Below are 19,462 nucleotides of genomic sequence, written 5' to 3'. Positions count from 1 at the left end.
GCCGCCGAACAAGCAAAGGGGCCTGGGCGCCCAGCTCAAAGAGCGACACCGGCTAACATCCAAGCTGATTGACGCGCCGCGACAATCAAAAACACAAAACCCTTGATCGCGATAGAAAACGACGGCATCGTCTCAAGTGTCGCGACCAAGGATTCTCATCCTGATTGACGCGCTCCTCGCATCCAGATTGTCGCGCTACACTCTAACCTCGACTTTGGACATTATGCGGCAAAGCATAGTGCTTCTGCCATACGCACGATGCGGTCGGGCGGGATTTTTTACTGTTCTCGGCTTTAAGGTGAGTGTTGGAAAATGTCTCCGACCCAGAGAACACGACGCACAGAAGCGATAGCGTCGCTGAAGGTTAGGTTAGTCTTTCGATACCAGGCTGCGGCATAGGGAGTGCTGGCAGAGCTCAGCAGGTCGCAGGCCCATAACGAGATGAGACTGTAGAGAGCGAGCAAGGTGGGCGTTGTTCGGGCGATTGCTTCGTCGGACCATTGCCGTTGGGTTTCGACGCCGAGATGTGCCCGGGTTTCTGCGAAGGTGACCTCGACCTGCCAGCGGCGAACGAACAGGGCGATTATGTCAGCGGGATCGAGTGTTGTATCGGTGCTGAAGAAGGCCTGCGGGTCCCGCTTGCCTTCGGGATCTCTGGCAAGTACCCAGCGGATCGGTCTGGGCGGAGTGCCGGGGCGGTATGCGACCAGTCGGGCCGGGGGTACACCGCCGCCGCATTTGCGGGCGGGGCTGGAAACAGCAACGCCTCCAGCGCCGCATCGGTCAAATCTTCCGGCAGCGGCCAAGATAGGCCAGCCCGCTCGGCGCGCTTCAGGTACGCGCTGACCGATGTCCGGCCTACGCCGATGCTCTCTCCTACTTCCCGTGTCGTCAGGCCGCTGGCGCGCAGCCGAAGGGCTTCTTTGATCTTCCTCATGTGCAATCTCGTCATTGGGGTTTTCCCACTCTAGTGAAAGAGCGGAAACCTACCCGTTGCGGGATTGCTCAGCAGCCAAAACAAATCCCGGGCAAGCTTGTCCGCATGCCCCGGAATCGCCATCCGAACCAGATTGGAAAACTTGTCCGCGCTACCCCGGAATCACTGTCCGCATGTCCCCGGTACGCGCACGCTGTGCACACAAATCCGATCATTGTCAATTTCGCCGCTGGTTTTGTGTGGTCATTCGGGCCCGAAAATGCCATGCCGGGGGCCAGATGCGCGCCGCGACAACAAAGGGACACATGCAGATCGAAGACACCCCCCTCGCGGGGCTGAAAATCCTGATCCCGGCCCGCTTTGGCGACGCGCGCGGCTTTTTCTGCGAAAGCTGGAATGTACAGCGCATGCGCGATGCAGGCCTTGACTACACCTTTGTGCAAGACAACCATTCGCTGTCCGCCAAGCGGGGCACCCTGCGCGGGCTGCACTACCAATCGCCCCCCCATGCCCAGGCCAAGCTGGTGCGCTGCGGACGCGGCCGACTGTGGGATGTGGCCGTCGACGCCCGGGCCGCTTCACCAACCTATGGGCAATGGTTCGGGCTGGAACTCAGCTTTGAGAACGGCAAGCAGTTGATGATCCCTGCCGGGTTCCTGCACGGCTTTGTCACGCTGACCGACGATGTCGAGATCGTCTATAAATGCACCGACATCTATGCGCCCGACTGCGATGGCGCGGTGCATTGGGACAGCTGCGGCATCAACTGGCCGCTGACCGGCGCGCCGATCCTGTCCGACAAGGACACCGCCGCCCAAGACTTTACCGCCCTCGACACGCCGTTCGTGTGGGACGCTGCGACATGAAGATATTGGTGACAGGCGGGGCCGGCTTTATCGGCTCAGCGGTGGTGCGGCTGGCCATCGGGCGCGGCCACCAGATCGTCAACCTCGACGCGCTGACCTATGCCGCGTGCCTCGACAATGTGGCCGCAGTAGAAAACGCCCCAAGCTATAGCTTTGTGCGGGCCGACATCCGTGATCGCGGCGCATTAGATACTGTTCTGGCCAATCACGCACCAGACGCGATCCTGCATCTGGCGGCAGAATCCCATGTGGACCGCTCCATCGACGGGCCGGGCGTTTTCATCGACACCAACGTCATGGGCACCTACACCCTGCTGGAAGCCGCGCGCCGCCATTGGGAAACCCAAGGTCGGCCCGATACGTTCCGGTTTCACCATGTCTCGACCGACGAGGTCTTTGGATCCTTGGGCGCTACGGGCCTCTTCTCCGAAACCACGCCCTACGATCCGCGCAGTCCCTATTCCGCCTCAAAAGCAGCCTCCGATCATCTCGTGCGCGCCTGGCACCATACTTACGGGCTGCCGGTGGTGCTGACCAACTGCTCGAACAATTACGGACCCTACCATTTCCCGGAAAAGCTGATCCCCGTCATCATCCTCAACGCACTGGCAGGCAAGCCGCTGCCGATCTATGGCGATGGCTCCAACATCCGCGACTGGCTCTATGTCGAGGACCACGCCGACGCGCTTTTATGCGTGCTGGACAAGGGCCGCCTGGGCGAAAGCTATAATATCGGCGGCGAGAACGAGCGCACCAACCTGCAACTGGTGCAGACGCTGTGTGCGATCCTCGATGCCAAACGGCCCAAGGCCAGCGGGTCTTATGCCGACCAGATCACCTTTGTCACCGACCGGCCCGGCCATGACGCGCGCTATGCCATCGACCCGACCCGCATGCGCGACGAGTTGGGCTGGCACCCCTCCGTCACCGTCGAGCAAGGCCTTGAGCGCACGGTGGACTGGTATCTCGACAACGAGATCTGGTGGCGCGCCTTGCAAACCCGGGACGGCGTTGGCGCACGGTTGGGGGCTGGCTGAGCATGTCAATAATCCGCCTGCCCAATGGAAAGCTGCTCTATTTCGCACATGTGCCCAAATGTGCAGGCACCGCGATCGAACGCTATCTGGAAGCCCGCTTTGGCCCGCTGGGAATGCGTGACAGCAGCTTTGCCATGCGCACACCAGGCGCGGCCTGGAGCCTCTCGCCCCCGCAACATATGCCCGAAGAAGTGCGCCGCGATCTGCTGCCGGACAGCCTCTTTGACGGGATGTTTGCGGCCCTCCGCCACCCGGCCACGCGCCTGCGCTCGGCGTTCTTGTTTAAGCGCGACGTGGACAAGGCCCTGCCCGCGCAGCCGCCCTTTCACCGCTGGATCGAAACCGTGCCGCGCAGTCTGGCGCTGAATCCCTATACCCTGCACGGGCATCTGCGCCCGATGACCAAGTGCGTGCCCCAGGCAACTGCCACCTTCCGCATCGAAGACGGGCTGGACGCCGTCGTCCAGTGGCTTGACGCGCAGGTCGGCACGCAAGATGGCCCGCACCAGATCACCCCCGCCAACGTGCTCTCCCAGAGGCTGGGCACCCAACCCGACACCGTCAAGCTGACACCCAGCATCCTCAACACCATCACCACACTCTATGCCGCCGATTTCGATCGGTTCGCATACCCCATAAACCCACAAGACATGGAAAACTCAAAATGATCCTCGTCTTCGGAAAAACCGGACAAGTCGCCCGGTCCCTTGCAGATGTGGAGGGCGCACGCCGGATGGTGCAGCTGTCACGCGCGCAGGCGGACCTATCTGACCCGACGGCCTGTGCCGCGCAGATCCGCCAACACCGCCCCAAGGCCGTCATCAATGCCGCCGCCTACACGGCCGTGGACCGGGCCGAGGACGAAGAATCCCTTGCCCTGACCATCAACGGCCACGCGCCGGGTGCGATGGCACAGACCTGCGCCGATCTGGGCATTCCGTTCCTGCATGTCTCGACCGATTATGTCTTTGCCGGAACCGGCAAAGACCCACACAAGCCAACCGACCCGACACATCCGCAAAACGCCTATGGCCGCACCAAGCTGGCAAGCGAGGTCGCCGTGCGCGCGGCGGGCGGCGTGCATGCCATTCTGCGCACCTCGTGGGTGTTTTCCGAATATGGCGCCAACTTTGTCAAAACCATGCTGCGCCTGTCCGAGACCCGCGACGCGCTGAGCATCGTCAACGATCAGTTCGGCGGGCCGACACCCGCGCGCGACATTGCCCAGGCGCTGTTAACCATGGCGGATGGGCTGCAAGCTGGCCAAGGGGGCGGCACCTATCATTATGCAGGGACGCCCACCACGTCATGGGACTGTTTAGCGCGCGAAACATTTAAGCAGGCCGGGCGCGCCGTGACCGTGACCGGCATTCCCGCATCGAACTACCCGACGTCGGCCAAACGCCCACTCAATTCTAGACTCGATTGCGGCAGTTTAGAGATTGATTTCGGCATTCTCCCTCTGCCCTGGCAGGATGATCTCACACGTATTCTCAAGGTATTGGCATGACACAACGTAAAGGCATCATTCTGGCAGGCGGCTCGGGCACACGGCTGTATCCGATCACCATGGGCGTCTCGAAACAGCTCTTGCCGATCTATGACAAGCCGATGATCTATTATCCGCTGTCGGTGCTGATGCTGGCCGGCATTCGCGAGATTGCCGTGATCACCACGCCGCAGGATCAAGAGCAGTTTCAGCGCACCTTAGGCGATGGCAGCCAATGGGGACTGCGCCTGACCTATATCCAACAGCCCGCCCCCGACGGGCTGGCGCAGGCCTATCTGTTGACGCGTGATTTTCTGGATGGCGCGCCCTCGGCGATGGTGCTGGGGGACAATATCTTTTTCGGCCACGGCCTACCGGAGCGGCTGGCGGCGGCGGATGCAGCCGAGGCCGGCGGCACTGTTTTCGGTTACCGCGTGGCCGACCCTGAACGCTATGGCGTGGTGGATTTCGCCGCTGATGGCACGGTAAAAAGCATCGTGGAAAAGCCGCCCGTGCCGCCGTCGAACTATGCGGTGACGGGGCTTTATTTCCTTGACGGCAGTGCGCCTGAACGTGCCGCTCAGGTCAAGCCGTCGCCGCGCGGCGAGCTAGAGATCACCGCACTGCTTGAGATGTATCTGGCTGATGGCCTGCTGAATGTGCAGCAGATGGGGCGCGGCTATGCCTGGCTTGACACCGGCACGCATGCCTCTTTGCTGGATGCGGGCAACTTCGTGCGCACCCTGTCAGAGAGGCAGGGCCAGCAAGTCGGCTGTCCCGAAGAGATTGCCCACGAGCAAGACTGGATCGATGATGCGCAACTGGCGGCGCGAGCGGAGCTTTTTGCCAAAACGCACTATGGCGCATATCTCAAAGGGTTGATTGCCTGAACGGTCATGCGCGTCCGGCTCGAGAACGAGATCAGGGGTCTCCTGAAGACCTTCGGCATCATGTTCGGCAAACGTGTCGGCGGGTTCAAGCGGCGGGCCGAGGAGATCGTCACAAAGGAACTGGTTGTCGCTCCGGAGCTCATTCCGATCTTCGAAGCCCTGATCAAGGCCCGTCACGACATTCTGGCCCATATCGCAGCCTTGGACAGTCGGATCCGCGTCATCGCCAAAAGCCATAAAACGGTGCGATTGCTGATGACCGCGCCGGGTGTTGGCCCGATCACCGCAATGGCTGTCGTTGCCGCCTTCGACGATATCGATAGGTTCAAGCGGTCTTCGAGTGCCGGGGCCTACCTCGGGCTGACACCGAAGCGATACGAATCCGGCGAGATCAGCCGGAACCTTCGCCGAGCAAGCGAGCTTCGATCGTCTCTGCGGGTGAGGCTCTGTCAGGGGTCTCTAGCCGCATCTCCGTTGGCAGGCTGGTATATGGGTACACTGACAAAAGGCGATGCGGAGCAAACTTCGCCTGATCGAGCAGGCCATTGGCTTCGACAAAAAAACAACAGGTTCCGACAACTGGTCACTCGCGGAGGGGGAACGGCCAGGATTCTTGCAGTTAAGGAATGGACGGTCGCTCCAGAAACTGCATCCTTTCAATTTCAGGGTGCTTGGTTAAGAATCGCCAAGTAAACGAGGTTTTGGAACTCCGGCGGAAGAGCCGCGTCCAGATAGGGCGCCGCCTCCCGCAACGCATCGTGGATGACGCAATGAATCAGAGAAGTCGGCGCCGCCAAAATACGACCAGCCTCATGCGCTGCGTTGGCCGTCGATGCAGGGGCGCACCGGATACCTTGCAAAAACACAACTGCTGTTTTGCATCCTTTGGTGTTAGCCCGGTGCCAGCTCAGTCGGATGGCGACTTTTGAACGGCGCACAACCAGAAGCAGGTCTTCTGCGCAAGATCCGGTGCGTTCTTCCGTACATCCTCGCCGAACGGCGCGCGCTGTTCCTCATCCTGTTGGGATCCGCGGGCGCCAGCGCGATGACGATCGCCGCCCCCTGGCCACTGAAGGTTCTCGTTGATGTCGCCCTCGTTGATCCGGTTTCAGAGAGCCAGGCGAACTGGGGCTGGATTTCGGACCTCGACGCACCGCTGACCGTCCTGCTTTGCGGCGCCGGAACGATCGCGATCGTCATGCTCTCTACCCTTCTTGGCAATGCTTTGAGCTGGCTGTGGACAGCGGCGGGACACCGGATGCTGTATGCGCTGGCCGGTGACATGTTCTCGCACGCCCAACGCATGTCGCTTCTCGATCACGTAAGAAAAAGTGCCGGTGATCTTCTGAGCCGCATCAATGGTGACAGCTGGTGCGTCTACAGCCTTTCGGTGCACCTTTTGGTATCGCCTGCGCAACAGTTCCTTACAATCATCGGCGTGGGCTTGGCCGCCATCGCCATCAGTCCCAGACTGACGCTCCTGATTTTCGTGCTGGCGCCAGCAATCGTGTTGTCCGTGAAGTATTTCGGCAACCCAATCCGCGAGCGCGCGCGCGGTATCCGGGAAGCCGAGGCCGCTCTTGTTGGCTTTTCACAGCAGACCCTCAGCAATATACCGCTGGTCCAGGTCTTCGGCTTGGCGCGCCGCAACGCGCGTGTCTACGACCGCCTGGGGGATCGTCTGGTCTCGGCGTCTCAAAGCCACGTGATCGCCAATGATGGCTACAAGCTCGTCAACGGGCTCGCGCTGTCCGGTGGATCAGCCCTCGTCCTTTATTTCGGAATGCTCGAAGTCCTTGACGAAAACCTTACGGTGGGCAGCCTTCTGGTTTTCATGGCCTATGTGCAGAGCCTGACAGGAGCAGTAAACGCGCTCCTTTCCAGCTATGGCGGTCTAAAGACCATCGAGGCCAGCCTGGATCGTGTTATCGAACTCATCAACAGTGAAACCATCATCCGCGAAGTGCCAGGCGCCCCGGCCCTGCAACTGCATAGCGCGAAGGGCCCCGGGATCGAATTCGATGGTGTTTCTTTCGAGTACGAGACCGGGCGTCCGACGCTGCGCGACATCGACCTGAACATCGAAGCCTGCGAGACGTTGGCCATCGTGGGGCCGACGGGCGCCGGAAAATCCACTCTTGCAGGGCTTATTCCCCGTTTCTTCGATCCGGATTCGGGCAGCGTTCGGATTGAAGGCCAACCCCTGCCGCACGTATCGCTCGAAAGCGTTCGCTCCCGGATCTCCATTGTCCTGCAGGAGCCGTTCCTGCTGCCGTTGACGATCGCGGAAAATATCGCCTTCGGTCGTCCCACGGCATCGCTTGACGAGGTGATGGCAGCGGCCAAGGCGGCCAATGCCGATGAGTTCATCAAAAAGCTTCCCGATGGCTACCAAACCACTCTGGGAGAGCGTGGCGTCGAACTGTCCGGCGGTCAACGCCAGAGGATTTCGATAGCCCGTGCCCTGACGCGGGACGCGCCGATCCTGATCCTTGACGAGCCGACTTCTGCGGTCGACCCGGATACCGAGGCGACGATACTGGAAGCGACCGAGCGTTTGATGGTGGGACGCACGACGCTGATCATTGCGCACAGGATGTCGACGATCCAGTCGGCGGATCGCGTCGGCTTTCTCGAGGCGGGCCGGCTGGTTGAGCTTGGCACTCCCTCCGATCTTGTCGCGAGGAAGGGGCGTTTCGCGGATTTCTCCAGGTTCCAGACGGTCGGCGACAAGGGAGGCGAGAGCATATGAACACCGTTCTCGGCCACACGACACGTGCCATGGTGCTCCACAAAGGAGCGATCATCGTACTTTCGATGATCGTCTGTCTTCAAATCCTAGTATCCCTCGCGCTGCCCTGGCCCCTGAAACTTGCGGTCGACAATGTCCTCGGTTCGGAGGAACTGCCCTGGCTTCTTGGCTGGCTGGAACCTGTAATCGATGCCCCAAACTTCGTTCAACCGATGATATTTTTGAGCGTCGCTTTCGTTGCCCTTCATGGGCTGAGCTCCCTCGGGGGACTGGCGCGGCACTACGTAATGGCCCGCGTCGGCACCCTGATGCGCCTCGATCTGGCGAGCGCGCTGCTCGCAAAGCTTCAGTCGATGGATCGTGTTTTCTATGCGAAGGAACGCGTCGGCGATCTCGTCCAGCGGCTGACGGATGACACTCGATTCACAGCCGACCTTCTCGCACAGGTGCTTATGCCCGGCCTCACAGCGATCGGCACGCTCGTGGCGATGATCTGGGTCCTGGCATCGCTGTCGGTCACGCTGGCGGTCGTCGCGCTCCTTGCAGCCATCCCGGTGCCGTTGTTGATCCGGTACTACAGCAAGCCGATCACTGACAGGTCCTACGAACAGCAGGAGCGGCTGGGCGACGTCATGGCCGCGGCCGAGCAGTCGATCACATCCATTCAGGTCGTTCAGGCCTTCGCTCAGGAAGGAGAACTGGACCGACGTTTCCGAGCGCGGACCAGCCGAGCCGTTCAGGCCGTCCTGCGCGCGACGTCGGTCCAGCTCTCGTTCGACTTTTTTCTTGGGCTCGTAAATGCACTCGGGCGGGCAGGCGGTCTTGTGGTCGGTGGATACCTTGCGTTGGATGGGACCATCACGATCGGAACGCTCCTTGTTGCGCTGGCATATCTCGAGGCGGTCATCGGTCCCGTCGGCTCGCTTGCGTCGATCGCGGCGGCCTATGGCACGGCGTCAGGCAAGGGACGGCGGATAATCGAGATATTGGACAGGGAGACCGGCGTTGTCGACCGCCCCGGAGCCGAAAGGCTGCCCTCGGCGTCCGCCGGACAGGGGCGCACGATCGAGATGCAGGGCGTGCGCTTCGCCTATCCCGGAGGCCCAGACCTCTTGTCGAACGTCGATTTGGCGCTGGCGGCGGGAGAAACTGTCGCGCTTGTCGGTCCGACAGGTGTTGGAAAATCAACCTTCGCCAATCTTCTCATGCGACTTTTCGACCCCAAGGAAGGACGCATCCTTATTGATGGCAGAGACTTGAGAGACATACCGTTGGCCGATCTGAGACAGGGGCTATCCGTCGTCTTGCAGGATGCTTTCCTGCTGCCGCTTTCGGTTGGCGAAAACATTCGGCTGGGTCGGCCGGATGCGACGGATGAGGAGGTGGAAACGGCCGCGCGGATCGCGCAAGCCCATTCTTTCATTACCGAGCTGCCGCACGGGTACGACACGATCATTGGTGAACAGGGCGCGACGCTATCGGGCGGGCAGAAACAACGCCTCGCGTTTGCGCGCGCGATGCTGCGCGATACGCCGGTCATCATCCTCGACGAGCCAAGCTCGTCGCTTGATGTCGAGACCGAAGCCGCAATGTTCGAAGCGCTTCAGCAATACAAGATCAACCGGACGGTCTTGCTGATCGCTCACCGGCCGGCAACGTTGAAATTCGCGGACAGGATCCTTGAGCTACGCGATGGTCGCCTGGTAGAGAAAGCCAAGCCACGTTCCGCACGCGAGGTCGGCGCTTAGGACCGGTATCGATATGTCGCGATGCCTGCTGGGCGATAAAGGCAGTCTCAGTTCGTCTGCAAGAGCACCAAGCGCATGTTGAGTGCCATGGCGCGCGTGTCGCGGTTGGTCCTCGCCAAAAACGTGCTGAGTTCGGAATTCCAAAGATGCTCTGCGTCCTCTGGCTTGCCGGCGTTGATCCGGGAGGAGTGCCTCGACCTCTTGGCGCAGATTGCAGAGAAAACGGCGCGTATCACAGAACGGACCAAGAAACTTTCGATACTGGCCACGCAATCGGACCAGGCGCGCCAGCTGCAGACCATGCCCGGTGTCGGGCCTCTGACAGCCATCGCCGTGGAGGCGTTTGGACCTGATATGGCGCAGTTCAAAACGGGACGTGACTTTGCGGCCTGGTTGGGTCTGGTCCCCATGAGCGAGCGCGAGCTGAACGGTGTGAAAGTGTTGCCGTAGCTTCGGCCGTCTGCGTACTTCTTAATCAATGGGGTGCGAATATGACACGTTCGAAGAATATAATTTCATGATCACATCCCCCCCCCCCCTCTCATATTGCGCTCATGTGATTAGGTTGGCATAAGTTATTTTTATCGATTGGGTTGTGGGCTATGCGTGGCATAACCAAAAGTTATCAATATCTTCATGTACCGCATCCACCAGCTTGAGAAGTTACGGGAATAAAATGAAAATCGCTGTGATTGGCACTGGGTACGTTGGCCTCGTATCCGGGACATGCCTTGCTGAACTTGGTCATCATGTGATCTGCATCGACCAAAATAAAACTAAAATTTCTGGTCTGCAAAACGGCGAAGTGCCAATTTATGAGCCCGGTCTGGCGGAGTTGCTGCTGTCTAATATCAACGCGCAACGGCTTGAATTTTCAACCAATCTTAAAGAAGCGGTCCAAGATGCAGAAGCCGTATTCATTGCCGTCGGCACTCCCAGCGGTGAGGACGGCCAAGCAGATTTAAGCTATGTGTCTGGCGTCGCAAATGAACTAGGCAATGCGCTCAACGATTTTACGGTTGTGGTCACAAAATCTACGGTTCCTGTCGGAACAAACCGCACTGTTGAGAAAATTATCCGGAAAACCAACCCGCTTTTAGATTTCGAGATGGTCTCAAACCCAGAGTTCTTAAAAGAAGGGGCGGCCATCAAAGATTTCATGCAACCGGATCGGGTTGTCTATGGAGTAACGTCCGATCGTGCTGCGCACGTGATGGAGAGGATCTATCAGCCACTTGTCGAACGCGGTTATGTCGTACAGAGAACCAACCTTGAGACTGCCGAATTGATAAAATACGCATCAAATGCGTTCCTTGCCACCAAGATAACATTCATTAACCAGATGGCAGCACTCTGCGAGCGTGTGGGTGCTGACGTGCAGCAGCTCGCCATCGGCATGGGCAGTGACTCGCGTATCGGAGACAAGTTTCTTAGTGCCGGTCCAGGATATGGCGGGTCTTGCTTCCCAAAGGATACCATAGCCATAGCACGTACGGGTCAACAATATGCAGAACCACAATCGATCGTAGAAGCTGTGATCAGCGCGAATGATAGCGTCAAAAATCGTATGGTTGATAAAGTTCTAGAGCTTTGTGATGGACGCGTTTCCGGCAAGCGGATTGCGGTACTTGGAGCGACATTTAAAGCTGATACGGATGATATGCGGGATGCGCCGTCACTGACAATATTGCCCCGTCTGATCGAGCTTGGCGCTGAAGTCTGCGTCTATGATCCACAGGGCCGTAAATATGGCGAAGCCCTTATGCCAAAGGTAGAATGGCAGACGACCCCCTATGAAGCTGCCAAAGGAACAGATGCTTTAATAATTCTAACCGAATGGCGTGAGTTCCGTGACCTTGATCTTCAGCGTCTTGCCGGTGTCATGGCACATCCACTGATGGCAGACTTGCGCAATCTATTCACTGAAGACGAAGTCCTCTCGGCTGGCTTTTTGGCATTCACCGGGATCGGTGTTTCCAAGGCTCTTGCAAATGAACCAATCATAAAAAACTTGCAGCGATCGGCCTGATTGGTACACAAGTTTCGTAAGGAAAATTCTGATGCATCAATCAAAAGGCAAAACAGCTCTGATAACGGGCGCTGCTGGATTTCTGGGTTCACATCTTACCGATCGCCTGATCTCAGAAGGCTGGCACGTCATTGGGCTCGACAACCTCATGAGTGGGTCACTCGAAAATCTACCGGAAGCTTTTCGCAGCAATCGGTTTGAATTTGTCGAAGCTGATGTCATCATACCTTATGACATAAACGCTGATCTTGTCGTGAACCTGGCATGTCCAGCGTCTCCGCCACGATACCAAGCCGACCCTCTTCATACGATGAAAACTTCCGTCATGGGTGCTTTCAATGCTTGTGAGGTGGCCCGCAAAAACAATGCACGTCTCGTTCATAGCTCAACGAGTGAAATCTATGGTGACCCAGAGATCCACCCGCAAGTCGAGTCTTATCGCGGTGCAGTTAACCCGATCGGCATTCGCGCCTGCTACGACGAAGGCAAACGTGCAGCAGAAACCATAATTTTTGATTACAACCGCACGCACGGGTTGGAAATTGGCGTTTGCCGGATCTTCAATACATATGGTCCGCGTATGGACCCCTATGATGGACGCGTCGTGTCTAACTTTATCCGTCAGGCGCTTCTAGGTGAGCCGCTGACGATCTACGGGGACGGAAAACAGACGCGGTCTTTCTGTTTCGTCGATGATCTTGTCGACGGGCTTATGCGACTTTCCCTTGCTGGCCCTGATTGTGTTGGGCCAATAAACTTGGGCAACCCCACCGAACTGACAATCATGGAACTTGCTGAAGAGATCCGGAACAAGATCGGCACACAGGTTCGCATTGAATACAAGCCGCTGCCTTCCGATGATCCCACGCGCCGCAAGCCGGACATCGCAGAGGCCAGATCAAAACTCGGCTGGGAACCTAAAGTCATGCTTGGTGACGGCCTCGACAGAACTATTCGTTATTTTGATGCACTGATCCGGTCCGATAAACTTGCCGATTATCAGATAGCCGATAACGCCCGTTATTCTATGGTTGCAGGATAGGATCCCCGCCATGACCAAACGCATTCTTGTGACTGGCGGCGCTGGCTTCGTTGGCAGCCATGCCTGCAAGGCTCTTGCTCAAGAAGGCTACGAACCAGTCGTTTACGATGATCTCCGGCGCGGCAATCGTTGGGCCGTAAAATGGGGGCCATTTGTTGAAGCACCTCTTGAAGACCAAGCGCGTTTGGTCACAACGATAAAGGGCTTCGACATCGAAGCTGTGATGCATTTTGCAGCATATGCTTATGTCGGTGAGTCCATGTCCGACCCTTCTGCCTATTTCCGAAACAACGTTTCGGCGTCTCTTAACTTGCTAGACGCGATGGCCGAAGTTGGAATCGAACCGCTTGTCATATCATCGACCTGTGCCACTTATGGAAATCCCGCAACATCTCCAATTACGGAAGATATGCCCCTCTCCCCAATAAACCCATATGGCGCTTCAAAAGTGATGATGGAGCAATGTGCCCAGTGGTATGGTGAAACAAAAGACATTCGAACAATTGCATTGCGTTATTTCAACGCTGCAGGCTGTGATCCGGAAGGAGAGATCGGCGAATTACATGATCCCGAGCCACACCTGGTCCCGCTCGTCGTACAGGCGGCCTTGGGACAAAGGGAAGCAATCACCGTAAACGGAACAGACTACGACACACCCGATGGGACAGCTGTACGCGACTATATCCATGTAACAGATCTCGCACGTGCACATATCTTGGCGTTGAAACGCCTTCTTGATGGTGGCGAAAGTGCAGTCTGCAATCTCGGAACCGGACAAGGGAGTTCAATCCTTGAAATCATCAATGCTGTAGGTCATGAAGTCGGGCGGCAACCAAAGGTGATCAACGGACCAAGGCGCCCGGGTGATCCACCAGCCCTCGTCGCCGATCCGACGCGCGCACGAGAGTTTCTCGGTTGGTCAGCTGAATACTCATCGCTCGACAAGATCGCGCGGGATGTTGTGAATTGGTATTCAAACGTTCTTCCAAGAATTACGAGTGCGTGAAGGATGTCCTATCGAGGGGTGGTTGCGACCAGATACGCCGCCAAATAGTGTTACAGAGCGCACTGACTGATCAGACGCGCAAGACCATGAAAAGGACGGGTCTATGCGGATAATTGTGTGCGGCTTGATTGCGCAGTACCCACTAGGCGGTGTGGCATGGGACTATCTGCAGTATGTCGTTGGCCTCCACCGGCTTGGCCATGATGTTTACTATTTCGAGGACACCGGGAACTGGCCTTTCAACCCAGCCGAAGACGGTGTCTCGAAGGGATGCGAATTCAACGTTTCCTACCTGTCCCGCCTCATGGAGCGCTTCGGCCTTGGCGATCGATGGGCCTATCGATTTCCTTATCAGGATCAATGGTTCGGGATGGCGCAGAGTCTGCGCCATGAGATTGTCGAGTCGGCCGATTTGCTCTTCAACGTATCGGGATGCCTCGAGTATCCCAACCAATATCGACGCTCGGCGAAGCTCATATATATCGACAGCGATCCGGTTTTTACTCAGCTGAAGATTCTGAAGGGCAACGGTAGCATGGTGCGCAATTTGCGTCAGCATGATGTCCACTTTTCTTTCGGCGAGGCCATTTCGAACGGCACGTCGAACCTACCCCCAACAGAATTCGAATGGCACCCGACGCGGCAACCGATCTTGCTCGACGAATGGGCGCGCAGCCCCGAGCGCTTTGGTTACACGACCGTCATGAACTGGACGAGTTACAAGGACATCGAGCACGAGGGCGTGATTTATGGCCAGAAGGATGAGCAGTTCGAGGCCTTTATCTCGCTGCCCTCTGCTATACCAGAACTGGCTTTCCAGATTGCCTTAAACGAAGGTAAGACGCGCCGATCACCAAAAGTTCGGTTGCGCGGTCAGGGCTGGGACGTGCTCGACCCCAGCGATGTTTGCGCGGATCTCGACAGTTACCGCGATTTCCTCGCTTCCTCGCGTGGCGAATGGAGCGTGGCCAAAGGCGGCTACGTTACCGGGCGTTCCGGATGGTTCAGTTGCCGGTCAGCCTGCTACCTGGCGGCAGGCCGTCCCGTCGTGGTCCAGAGCACAGGCTTTGAGGATTTCGTCCCGACTGGCAACGGCGTTTTGACCTTTACCGACTTCAATGGTGCACGCGATGCGATCAAGCGCATGGAGATGGACTACGAAGCCCATTCCGAAGCTGCGCGCCACGTGGCGGAGACCCACTTCGCATCTGACCGCGTGTTGTCTGAGATGCTGGAGCGTTGCGATGCTGCGGCTTGACCGGACGCCTAGGTCTCCGACAGGCCACTAGGATGGCAGTGCGCGGGAAGATCATTGTTCTCGGCTATATTGTACGTCTGCCTTTTGGCGGCATGACGTGGCACCACCTCAACTATGTGCTGGGGCTGCAGGCGTTGGGGTACGAGGTAATTTTTCTCGAGGACAGCGATGATTTCGACGATCCCTGTTACGATCCCTCCATCGGCCGCATGACAGATGACCCGGCAGCGGGGCTTCGGTATGCGGCCGAGGTCTTCAAGCGGAGTGGATTCGGCGATGCTTGGGCATACTGGCGTGCTTCGGCACAGGAATGGCTGGGTCCGCTGGCCGACAGGGTCGCTGAGGAAATCGCAGACGCAGACATTCTGCTCAATGTCTCCGGCGTTAATCCGGTCCGGCCGTGGCTGCGCGATATACCTATTCGCGTCTATCTCGATACCGACCCCGCCTTTCAGCAGATCCGCATGCTGAAGGAGCCTGAACGGCAGTCCTTCGTGGAACAGCACAACAGGTTCATTACCTTTGGCAGCGGGATCGCCGATGGCACCGCCACCCTGACCGTGCCGGACTTGCCTTGGATCTTCTCACCGCAACCTGTCGCCCTCGATCACTGGCGTCCGCGCGATCTGCCGAAGGACAGCACCTTCACCAGTGTCCTTAACTGGGACAGCTACCGCACCGAGACATGGAATGGCGTGGAATACGGCATGAAATCCGCCTCGTTCCGGGAGTATGTCGACCTCCCGCAGCGCACGTCTGCGCAGCTGACACTTGCGCTCAGCGGGAGTTCCGCGCCGGTGTCGGTTCTGAGGGAAAAGGGCTGGACGGTTGTCTCAGGACCAGAGACAACGCGCTCAACGGCGTCCTACGAGGACTTCCTCGCGCAATCGCTGGCCGAGTTCTCCGTTGCGAAACATGGCTACGTAACGGCCCGGACCGGATGGTTCAGCGAGCGGAGCGCGTGCTATCTGGCGACCGGACGGCCCGTCGTCACGCAATCGACCGGGTTCGAGACATGGCTTCCGGTAGGTGAGGGACTTTTGTCCTTTCATGATCTTGAAGGTGCCGTCGAAGGGATCGAAGCGGTGCGCCGCGATCCGGCCCGGCATGCTGCCTCCGCCGTCGAAATCGCTTGCGACGTATTTGACGCAAACAAGGTCCTGACGCGGATGATCGACGACATCATGGCCTCTGGCCAGGCTCAATACCCAAAGAGATCATAGTCCTTGGCGTAGATGCGCGGCACAAGGGTGATGATTTCGGGGGCGCCTATGTCGGCCGCGCTCTTTGCGGCGCCGGTAGAATATTCGCTGATCAATTACCGGTAGTGAGAGGCCGCCACGTCTTTGTCGGCATGCGCCAATCAATCGTATGCGGTGTCTGGACCCCACCTTCCTGATTTCGGCGTGATTTGAGACTCAAGGCCTGTTGGATAGCAGGAAGTGAGTTTCTCCATGGAGACTACGCGAGAGTTTCTCAAAGATCTGGGCGTCGAAGTCTCAGATAGTGGGCATCGACGATGGCCGGATGATCTGAAGGCGCAGATTGTGGCGGGCAAGTATGACATGCGCCCGAACCACCTATCGGCATGGCGGCGGATGGCCAAGGATGGGGAGCTGATTTTGCCTGCGCCGGAAGCTGAGGCTGAATTTGCCCCGCTGGTCGTGTTCGATGTCGAGCCTCCTCCTTCGGTCATCCGAACACCACCGATCTCCAGAACAATCGTCCCGGGCGCGTCAGGCGGCATGTGCCCGCTATCCCCTCCACCCGCCTCAACGACGACCGGTACCAGACCCAGCATGTCGTCATCCGGCATCGCAAGAACACCGTCCCGCGCCGCACGCCGCCAAGAATGGAGTTGAGGCGCTGAGACCCCATGCTTGCGCGCAACATCCGCCACCGAGACACCCTCGCGGTAGCTTTCCAGAACAATTTTAGCCTTCACATGTTCCGGCCAACGTCGCCGACCACTCGGCCCAGTCACAACATCGATACGCCCGGCGTATCCTTCTTCGACACTGTGAGAAGTTACGTAATTTTGCACTGTATCATCCATCGGAACCCTCCTTGTTCGGATGGGCTCTTCTCAGATAACAAACTTCAAACGTCTACGAGGGCGGTAGCACGGCGCTTACAAAACTCTGTGCTGTCCAGACACCGCTTACAATCAATCCCCTCCAAGAGCATCGTCAACTGCGACGAGCTGAGGCTGATCTTACCGTCCTTTGCGGCTGGCCACACGCCCGAACCGGCCCTTCTCTAGGCGTTTGCTAAACAGACAACAGGGAAAAGTCGAAGCCGATGACAACGTTGTCATCAGTGCGCCAAGTTGGATCAGTAAAGCTGTCGAAGGTCTTCTCGCGGACAAACTTCAGAGACAAAAACAAGCTGGCATCTTTCTCCTTAGGTCGATCCAGAAAATCCAGAACGTCAATGCCCAGGCTGATAGACTGCTTCTGCGTGTCGAAGCGTGTTCCTGAGTAGTCACCGTCAAATTGATAGTGCGAGAAGTTCATTTCGATTTTTGGGATATTCCCAGGATCATAGAAAAATGACAAAGAAGCATCTAAATCTCTGGTATCTGTGCCAGACGTCGAGCCCGTTGCATTCTCCTTGTTAGCGGATGCATAAAAATAAACGGACCAAGGATTGCCATAATAGCCGATGCTAAAGTCAAGTGATGATCCCTTATAATCCTCAAATCCAAAACTACGGTTTCTAGTGTTGTAGAAATAGTATTCGTAATCCAGCGTGATCTGCGTCGCGCCATACTCCCAATATGAACTAAGATTGAGCGTGGTGTTTTGATCATTTCTTAAAGAAGTATCGGAGCCAAAATCGATTTCCCGATATTCTACAGTTGCATAGGCGCTTGTCGGCCATAGGAAACTGATCTGACCAGAATTTGCTTGTTCTTGCCTGTAGTAGGACAGTTCAAGATCTGCCCCGTGCTGTCTGAGTCGATTACTACCATCTTTGTAGGGGCTCTCCGTCACTGCGGCTAATGAGAACTTGTAGTTCTGGTACGATATCTCGCCGCCAAGGGAGACTTCAGTCCACCCGCTATCTGCGAAGGGGTCGTCATCATCGTTCTCCTCCGTAACCTCCTCAAGACCTATGTAATTCTTACTGGTCACGGAAATTCCGGCGAGGGCGGCAAAGCGTATAGTCTCAGAGGATGGAAAGCTGTATCTGGTGTTGAATGCGCCAGCGAGACCTGTACTGGTTTCCGGCGCGTCCAATCCTTTATACCGCCCGGCACTTAATTGGCTAGAAAAAGACAGGCCTTCAGCGGGGTCTCCAAGGTCAAGCTGGGCGCCGAGATACGTGCCGTGGAGATAGTCGCTGCTATCTTTCCCATCATTGGGATCATAGTTCCACTGATCTATTAACGACAAACTTACCTTAACAGACTCCGTAGAAATCTCCGGGCTCCATCGCAGACGCAGACTAACGTCTTCAGCAGTTCGTGTATCTCCTACTGCGTCGAAACTGTATTGGAATGAGCCATCCGCGAATACGCTGCTACAGTTCAAGGTTCCGCACAGGAAGGCAAGGATAGACAGGCTGCGGTGTTTGTCAAACAAGTTGTCCGCCGATTTCATGCGGCGTCTCTGATTTCAGGGACGCTGATTTCGTTTTCTGGGTTGAGCCAGACAGGTCCTGCGGGTTGCCAGTTGCGCGTTTTTCCTGACCAACGTTCTGGTTTTTGCGCTCGTGCATTTGCATAGAGAATGGCACGGTTTGCGAGGGTATCACGTTCTTGTCCACCGTGGCGCGTGTTGGGGGTGACGAAGCGGATCGCGCTGTGGAGGTGTTCGGTGTTGTACCAGGTGGCGAAAGATTTCACCCACGCCTGCGCATCGGCCTTCGTTGCAAAACCATTGTTAGGCCAGTCGGGGCGATACTTGCAGGTGCGAAACAGCGCCTCGGAGAATGGATTGTCGTTACTGACGCGCGGGCGACTGTAGGACGCCATGATGCCCAGCTTTTCCAGCGTTGTTTTCATCGTCGCGCCCTTCATTGGGCTGCCGTTGTCGGCGTGCAGGACCGATGGGCGCGAGACACAGGCCTCCGCCCAAACAGCTTTTTGGATCAGCGTTGCGGCCAGTTCCGCAGCCTCGCGTTCATGGACCTCCCAGCCGACGATTTTGCGGCTGAAGATGTCCACGATCAGATACAGGTAGAAGAACATGCCTGCGACCGGCCCCGGCATCCAGGTGATGTCCCAAGTCCAGACCTCGCAGGGACCGGCAGCCTTGAAACTGGTTGGCGGCTTGCGTCGGACGCCTCGCCTTGCCCGGCCACGGTGATGCTGCTGCCCCTGCGCGCGCAGGATGCGGTAAAAGCTGGATTCCGAGGCCAGATATTGCCCCTGATCGGCCAGTCTGGGAACGATCTGGCTGGG

Annotated in this window: 16 protein-coding genes and 4 pseudogenes; 15 read left to right on the top strand and 5 right to left on the bottom strand. The window is 57.5% G+C overall.

Features of this window, described 5'->3' with window-relative positions; all coding sequences use genetic code 11:
* Positions 1-293: 293 nt before the first annotated feature.
* Positions 294-806: a hypothetical protein gene (locus tag LC354_RS20190; protein ID WP_223427226.1), complete on the bottom strand. Its 513-nt coding sequence runs from the start codon at positions 804-806 to the stop codon at positions 294-296.
* Between the two features lie 436 nt (positions 807-1,242).
* Between LC354_RS20190 and rfbC the strand changes: the two genes are divergently transcribed.
* The 15 genes and pseudogenes from rfbC (at position 1,243) to LC354_RS20115 (ending at position 16,916) form a co-directional block, all read left to right on the top strand.
* Positions 1,243-1,803, top strand: coding sequence for a dTDP-4-dehydrorhamnose 3,5-epimerase (rfbC, locus tag LC354_RS20185; RefSeq protein ID WP_223427228.1), 561 nt, complete (start codon positions 1,243-1,245; stop codon positions 1,801-1,803).
* The gene (gene rfbB, locus LC354_RS20180) at positions 1,800-2,840 is read left to right on the top strand and encodes a dTDP-glucose 4,6-dehydratase (RefSeq protein WP_223427225.1); all 1,041 of its coding nucleotides are present in this window, start codon (positions 1,800-1,802) and stop codon (positions 2,838-2,840) included. Before rfbC ends, rfbB begins: the two co-directional genes overlap by 4 nt.
* Positions 2,841-2,842: 2 nt before the next feature.
* The gene (locus LC354_RS20175) at positions 2,843-3,508 is read left to right on the top strand and encodes a sulfotransferase family 2 domain-containing protein (protein WP_223427223.1); all 666 of its coding nucleotides are present in this window, start codon (positions 2,843-2,845) and stop codon (positions 3,506-3,508) included.
* A complete protein-coding gene (rfbD, locus tag LC354_RS20170) occupies positions 3,505-4,350 on the top strand; it encodes a dTDP-4-dehydrorhamnose reductase (protein WP_223427221.1) in 846 nt (281 codons plus the stop codon). Before LC354_RS20175 ends, rfbD begins: the two co-directional genes overlap by 4 nt.
* Positions 4,347-5,219, top strand: a complete 873-nt coding sequence (gene rfbA, locus LC354_RS20165; protein ID WP_223427219.1) for a glucose-1-phosphate thymidylyltransferase RfbA — start codon at positions 4,347-4,349, stop codon at positions 5,217-5,219. The genes rfbD and rfbA overlap by 4 nt, the downstream gene beginning before the upstream one ends.
* Positions 5,220-5,471: 252 nt before the next feature.
* Positions 5,472-5,912 (top strand): annotated as a pseudogene (locus LC354_RS28065) (transposase); the annotation flags it as partial.
* A 232-nt stretch (positions 5,913-6,144) separates the two neighbouring features.
* The gene (locus LC354_RS20155) at positions 6,145-7,971 is read left to right on the top strand and encodes an ABC transporter ATP-binding protein (protein ID WP_223427216.1); all 1,827 of its coding nucleotides are present in this window, start codon (positions 6,145-6,147) and stop codon (positions 7,969-7,971) included.
* Positions 7,968-9,719 (top strand): ABC transporter ATP-binding protein, encoded by a 1,752-nt coding sequence (locus LC354_RS20150; protein WP_223427214.1) that lies wholly within the window; start codon positions 7,968-7,970, stop codon positions 9,717-9,719. Before LC354_RS20155 ends, LC354_RS20150 begins: the two co-directional genes overlap by 4 nt.
* Before the next feature lie 291 nt (positions 9,720-10,010).
* Positions 10,011-10,127: pseudogene (locus tag LC354_RS28060) on the top strand (transposase); the annotation flags it as partial.
* Positions 10,128-10,395: 268 nt separating this feature from the next.
* Positions 10,396-11,748, top strand: coding sequence for a UDP-glucose dehydrogenase family protein (locus LC354_RS20140; protein WP_223427212.1), 1,353 nt, complete (start codon positions 10,396-10,398; stop codon positions 11,746-11,748).
* Positions 11,749-11,779: 31 nt separating this feature from the next.
* The gene (locus LC354_RS20135) at positions 11,780-12,790 is read left to right on the top strand and encodes a UDP-glucuronic acid decarboxylase family protein (protein ID WP_223427210.1); all 1,011 of its coding nucleotides are present in this window, start codon (positions 11,780-11,782) and stop codon (positions 12,788-12,790) included.
* Positions 12,791-12,800: 10 nt separating this feature from the next.
* On the top strand, positions 12,801-13,796 hold the full coding sequence (gene galE, locus LC354_RS20130) for a UDP-glucose 4-epimerase GalE (protein ID WP_223427208.1): 996 nt from the start codon (positions 12,801-12,803) through the stop codon (positions 13,794-13,796).
* 103 nt (positions 13,797-13,899) lie between these two features.
* On the top strand, positions 13,900-15,054 hold the full coding sequence (locus LC354_RS20125) for a glycosyltransferase (RefSeq protein ID WP_223427207.1): 1,155 nt from the start codon (positions 13,900-13,902) through the stop codon (positions 15,052-15,054).
* Between the two features lie 32 nt (positions 15,055-15,086).
* Positions 15,087-16,277 (top strand): hypothetical protein, encoded by a 1,191-nt coding sequence (locus LC354_RS20120; RefSeq protein ID WP_223427205.1) that lies wholly within the window; start codon positions 15,087-15,089, stop codon positions 16,275-16,277.
* Positions 16,278-16,508: 231 nt separating this feature from the next.
* Complete coding sequence (locus LC354_RS20115) at positions 16,509-16,916, top strand: transposase (RefSeq protein WP_223427203.1); 408 nt, start codon at positions 16,509-16,511, stop codon at positions 16,914-16,916.
* Positions 16,917-16,918: 2 nt separating this feature from the next.
* Here LC354_RS20115 and LC354_RS20110 read toward each other — a convergent pair.
* The 4 genes and pseudogenes from LC354_RS20110 to LC354_RS20095 form a co-directional block, all read right to left on the bottom strand.
* Positions 16,919-17,110, bottom strand: a pseudogene (locus tag LC354_RS20110) (transposase); the annotation flags it as partial.
* 44 nt (positions 17,111-17,154) lie between these two features.
* Positions 17,155-17,335: pseudogene (gene tnpB / locus LC354_RS20105) on the bottom strand (IS66 family insertion sequence element accessory protein TnpB); the annotation flags it as partial.
* A complete protein-coding gene (locus LC354_RS20100) occupies positions 17,325-18,659 on the bottom strand; it encodes a hypothetical protein (protein ID WP_223427201.1) in 1,335 nt (444 codons plus the stop codon). The pseudogene tnpB and the gene LC354_RS20100, both read right to left, overlap by 11 nt.
* On the bottom strand, positions 18,656-19,462 hold an 807-nt coding region (locus LC354_RS20095; protein WP_223427199.1), incomplete at its 5' end, for an IS3 family transposase. The genes LC354_RS20095 and LC354_RS20100, both read right to left, overlap by 4 nt.

The sequence above is a fragment of the Tateyamaria pelophila genome, from assembly GCF_019966495.1.
In the GTDB taxonomy this organism is placed as follows: domain Bacteria; phylum Pseudomonadota; class Alphaproteobacteria; order Rhodobacterales; family Rhodobacteraceae; genus Tateyamaria; species Tateyamaria pelophila.
The sequence above is the reverse complement of the archived record's forward strand: the minus strand, read 5'-3'. Positions and strand labels throughout refer to the sequence as shown.

Bases quoted from the DNA above. Each gene is read 5' to 3' on its own strand.
- LC354_RS20125 (WP_223427207.1), top strand. From the start codon at position 13,900: ATGCGGATAATTGTGTGCGGCTTGATTGCGCAGTACCCACTAGGCGGT.
- LC354_RS20140 (WP_223427212.1), top strand. From the start codon at position 10,396: ATGAAAATCGCTGTGATTGGCACTGGGTACGTTGGCCTCGTATCCGGG.
- LC354_RS20175 (WP_223427223.1), top strand. From the start codon at position 2,843: ATGTCAATAATCCGCCTGCCCAATGGAAAGCTGCTCTATTTCGCACAT.
- LC354_RS20150 (WP_223427214.1), top strand. From the start codon at position 7,968: ATGAACACCGTTCTCGGCCACACGACACGTGCCATGGTGCTCCACAAA.
- rfbC (WP_223427228.1), top strand. From the start codon at position 1,243: ATGCAGATCGAAGACACCCCCCTCGCGGGGCTGAAAATCCTGATCCCG.
- rfbD (WP_223427221.1), top strand. From the start codon at position 3,505: ATGATCCTCGTCTTCGGAAAAACCGGACAAGTCGCCCGGTCCCTTGCA.
- rfbA (WP_223427219.1), top strand. From the start codon at position 4,347: ATGACACAACGTAAAGGCATCATTCTGGCAGGCGGCTCGGGCACACGG.
- LC354_RS20135 (WP_223427210.1), top strand. From the start codon at position 11,780: ATGCATCAATCAAAAGGCAAAACAGCTCTGATAACGGGCGCTGCTGGA.
- LC354_RS20120 (WP_223427205.1), top strand. From the start codon at position 15,087: ATGGCAGTGCGCGGGAAGATCATTGTTCTCGGCTATATTGTACGTCTG.
- LC354_RS20100 (WP_223427201.1), bottom strand. From the start codon at position 18,659: ATGAAATCGGCGGACAACTTGTTTGACAAACACCGCAGCCTGTCTATC.
- galE (WP_223427208.1), top strand. From the start codon at position 12,801: ATGACCAAACGCATTCTTGTGACTGGCGGCGCTGGCTTCGTTGGCAGC.
- LC354_RS20115 (WP_223427203.1), top strand. From the start codon at position 16,509: ATGGAGACTACGCGAGAGTTTCTCAAAGATCTGGGCGTCGAAGTCTCA.
- rfbB (WP_223427225.1), top strand. From the start codon at position 1,800: ATGAAGATATTGGTGACAGGCGGGGCCGGCTTTATCGGCTCAGCGGTG.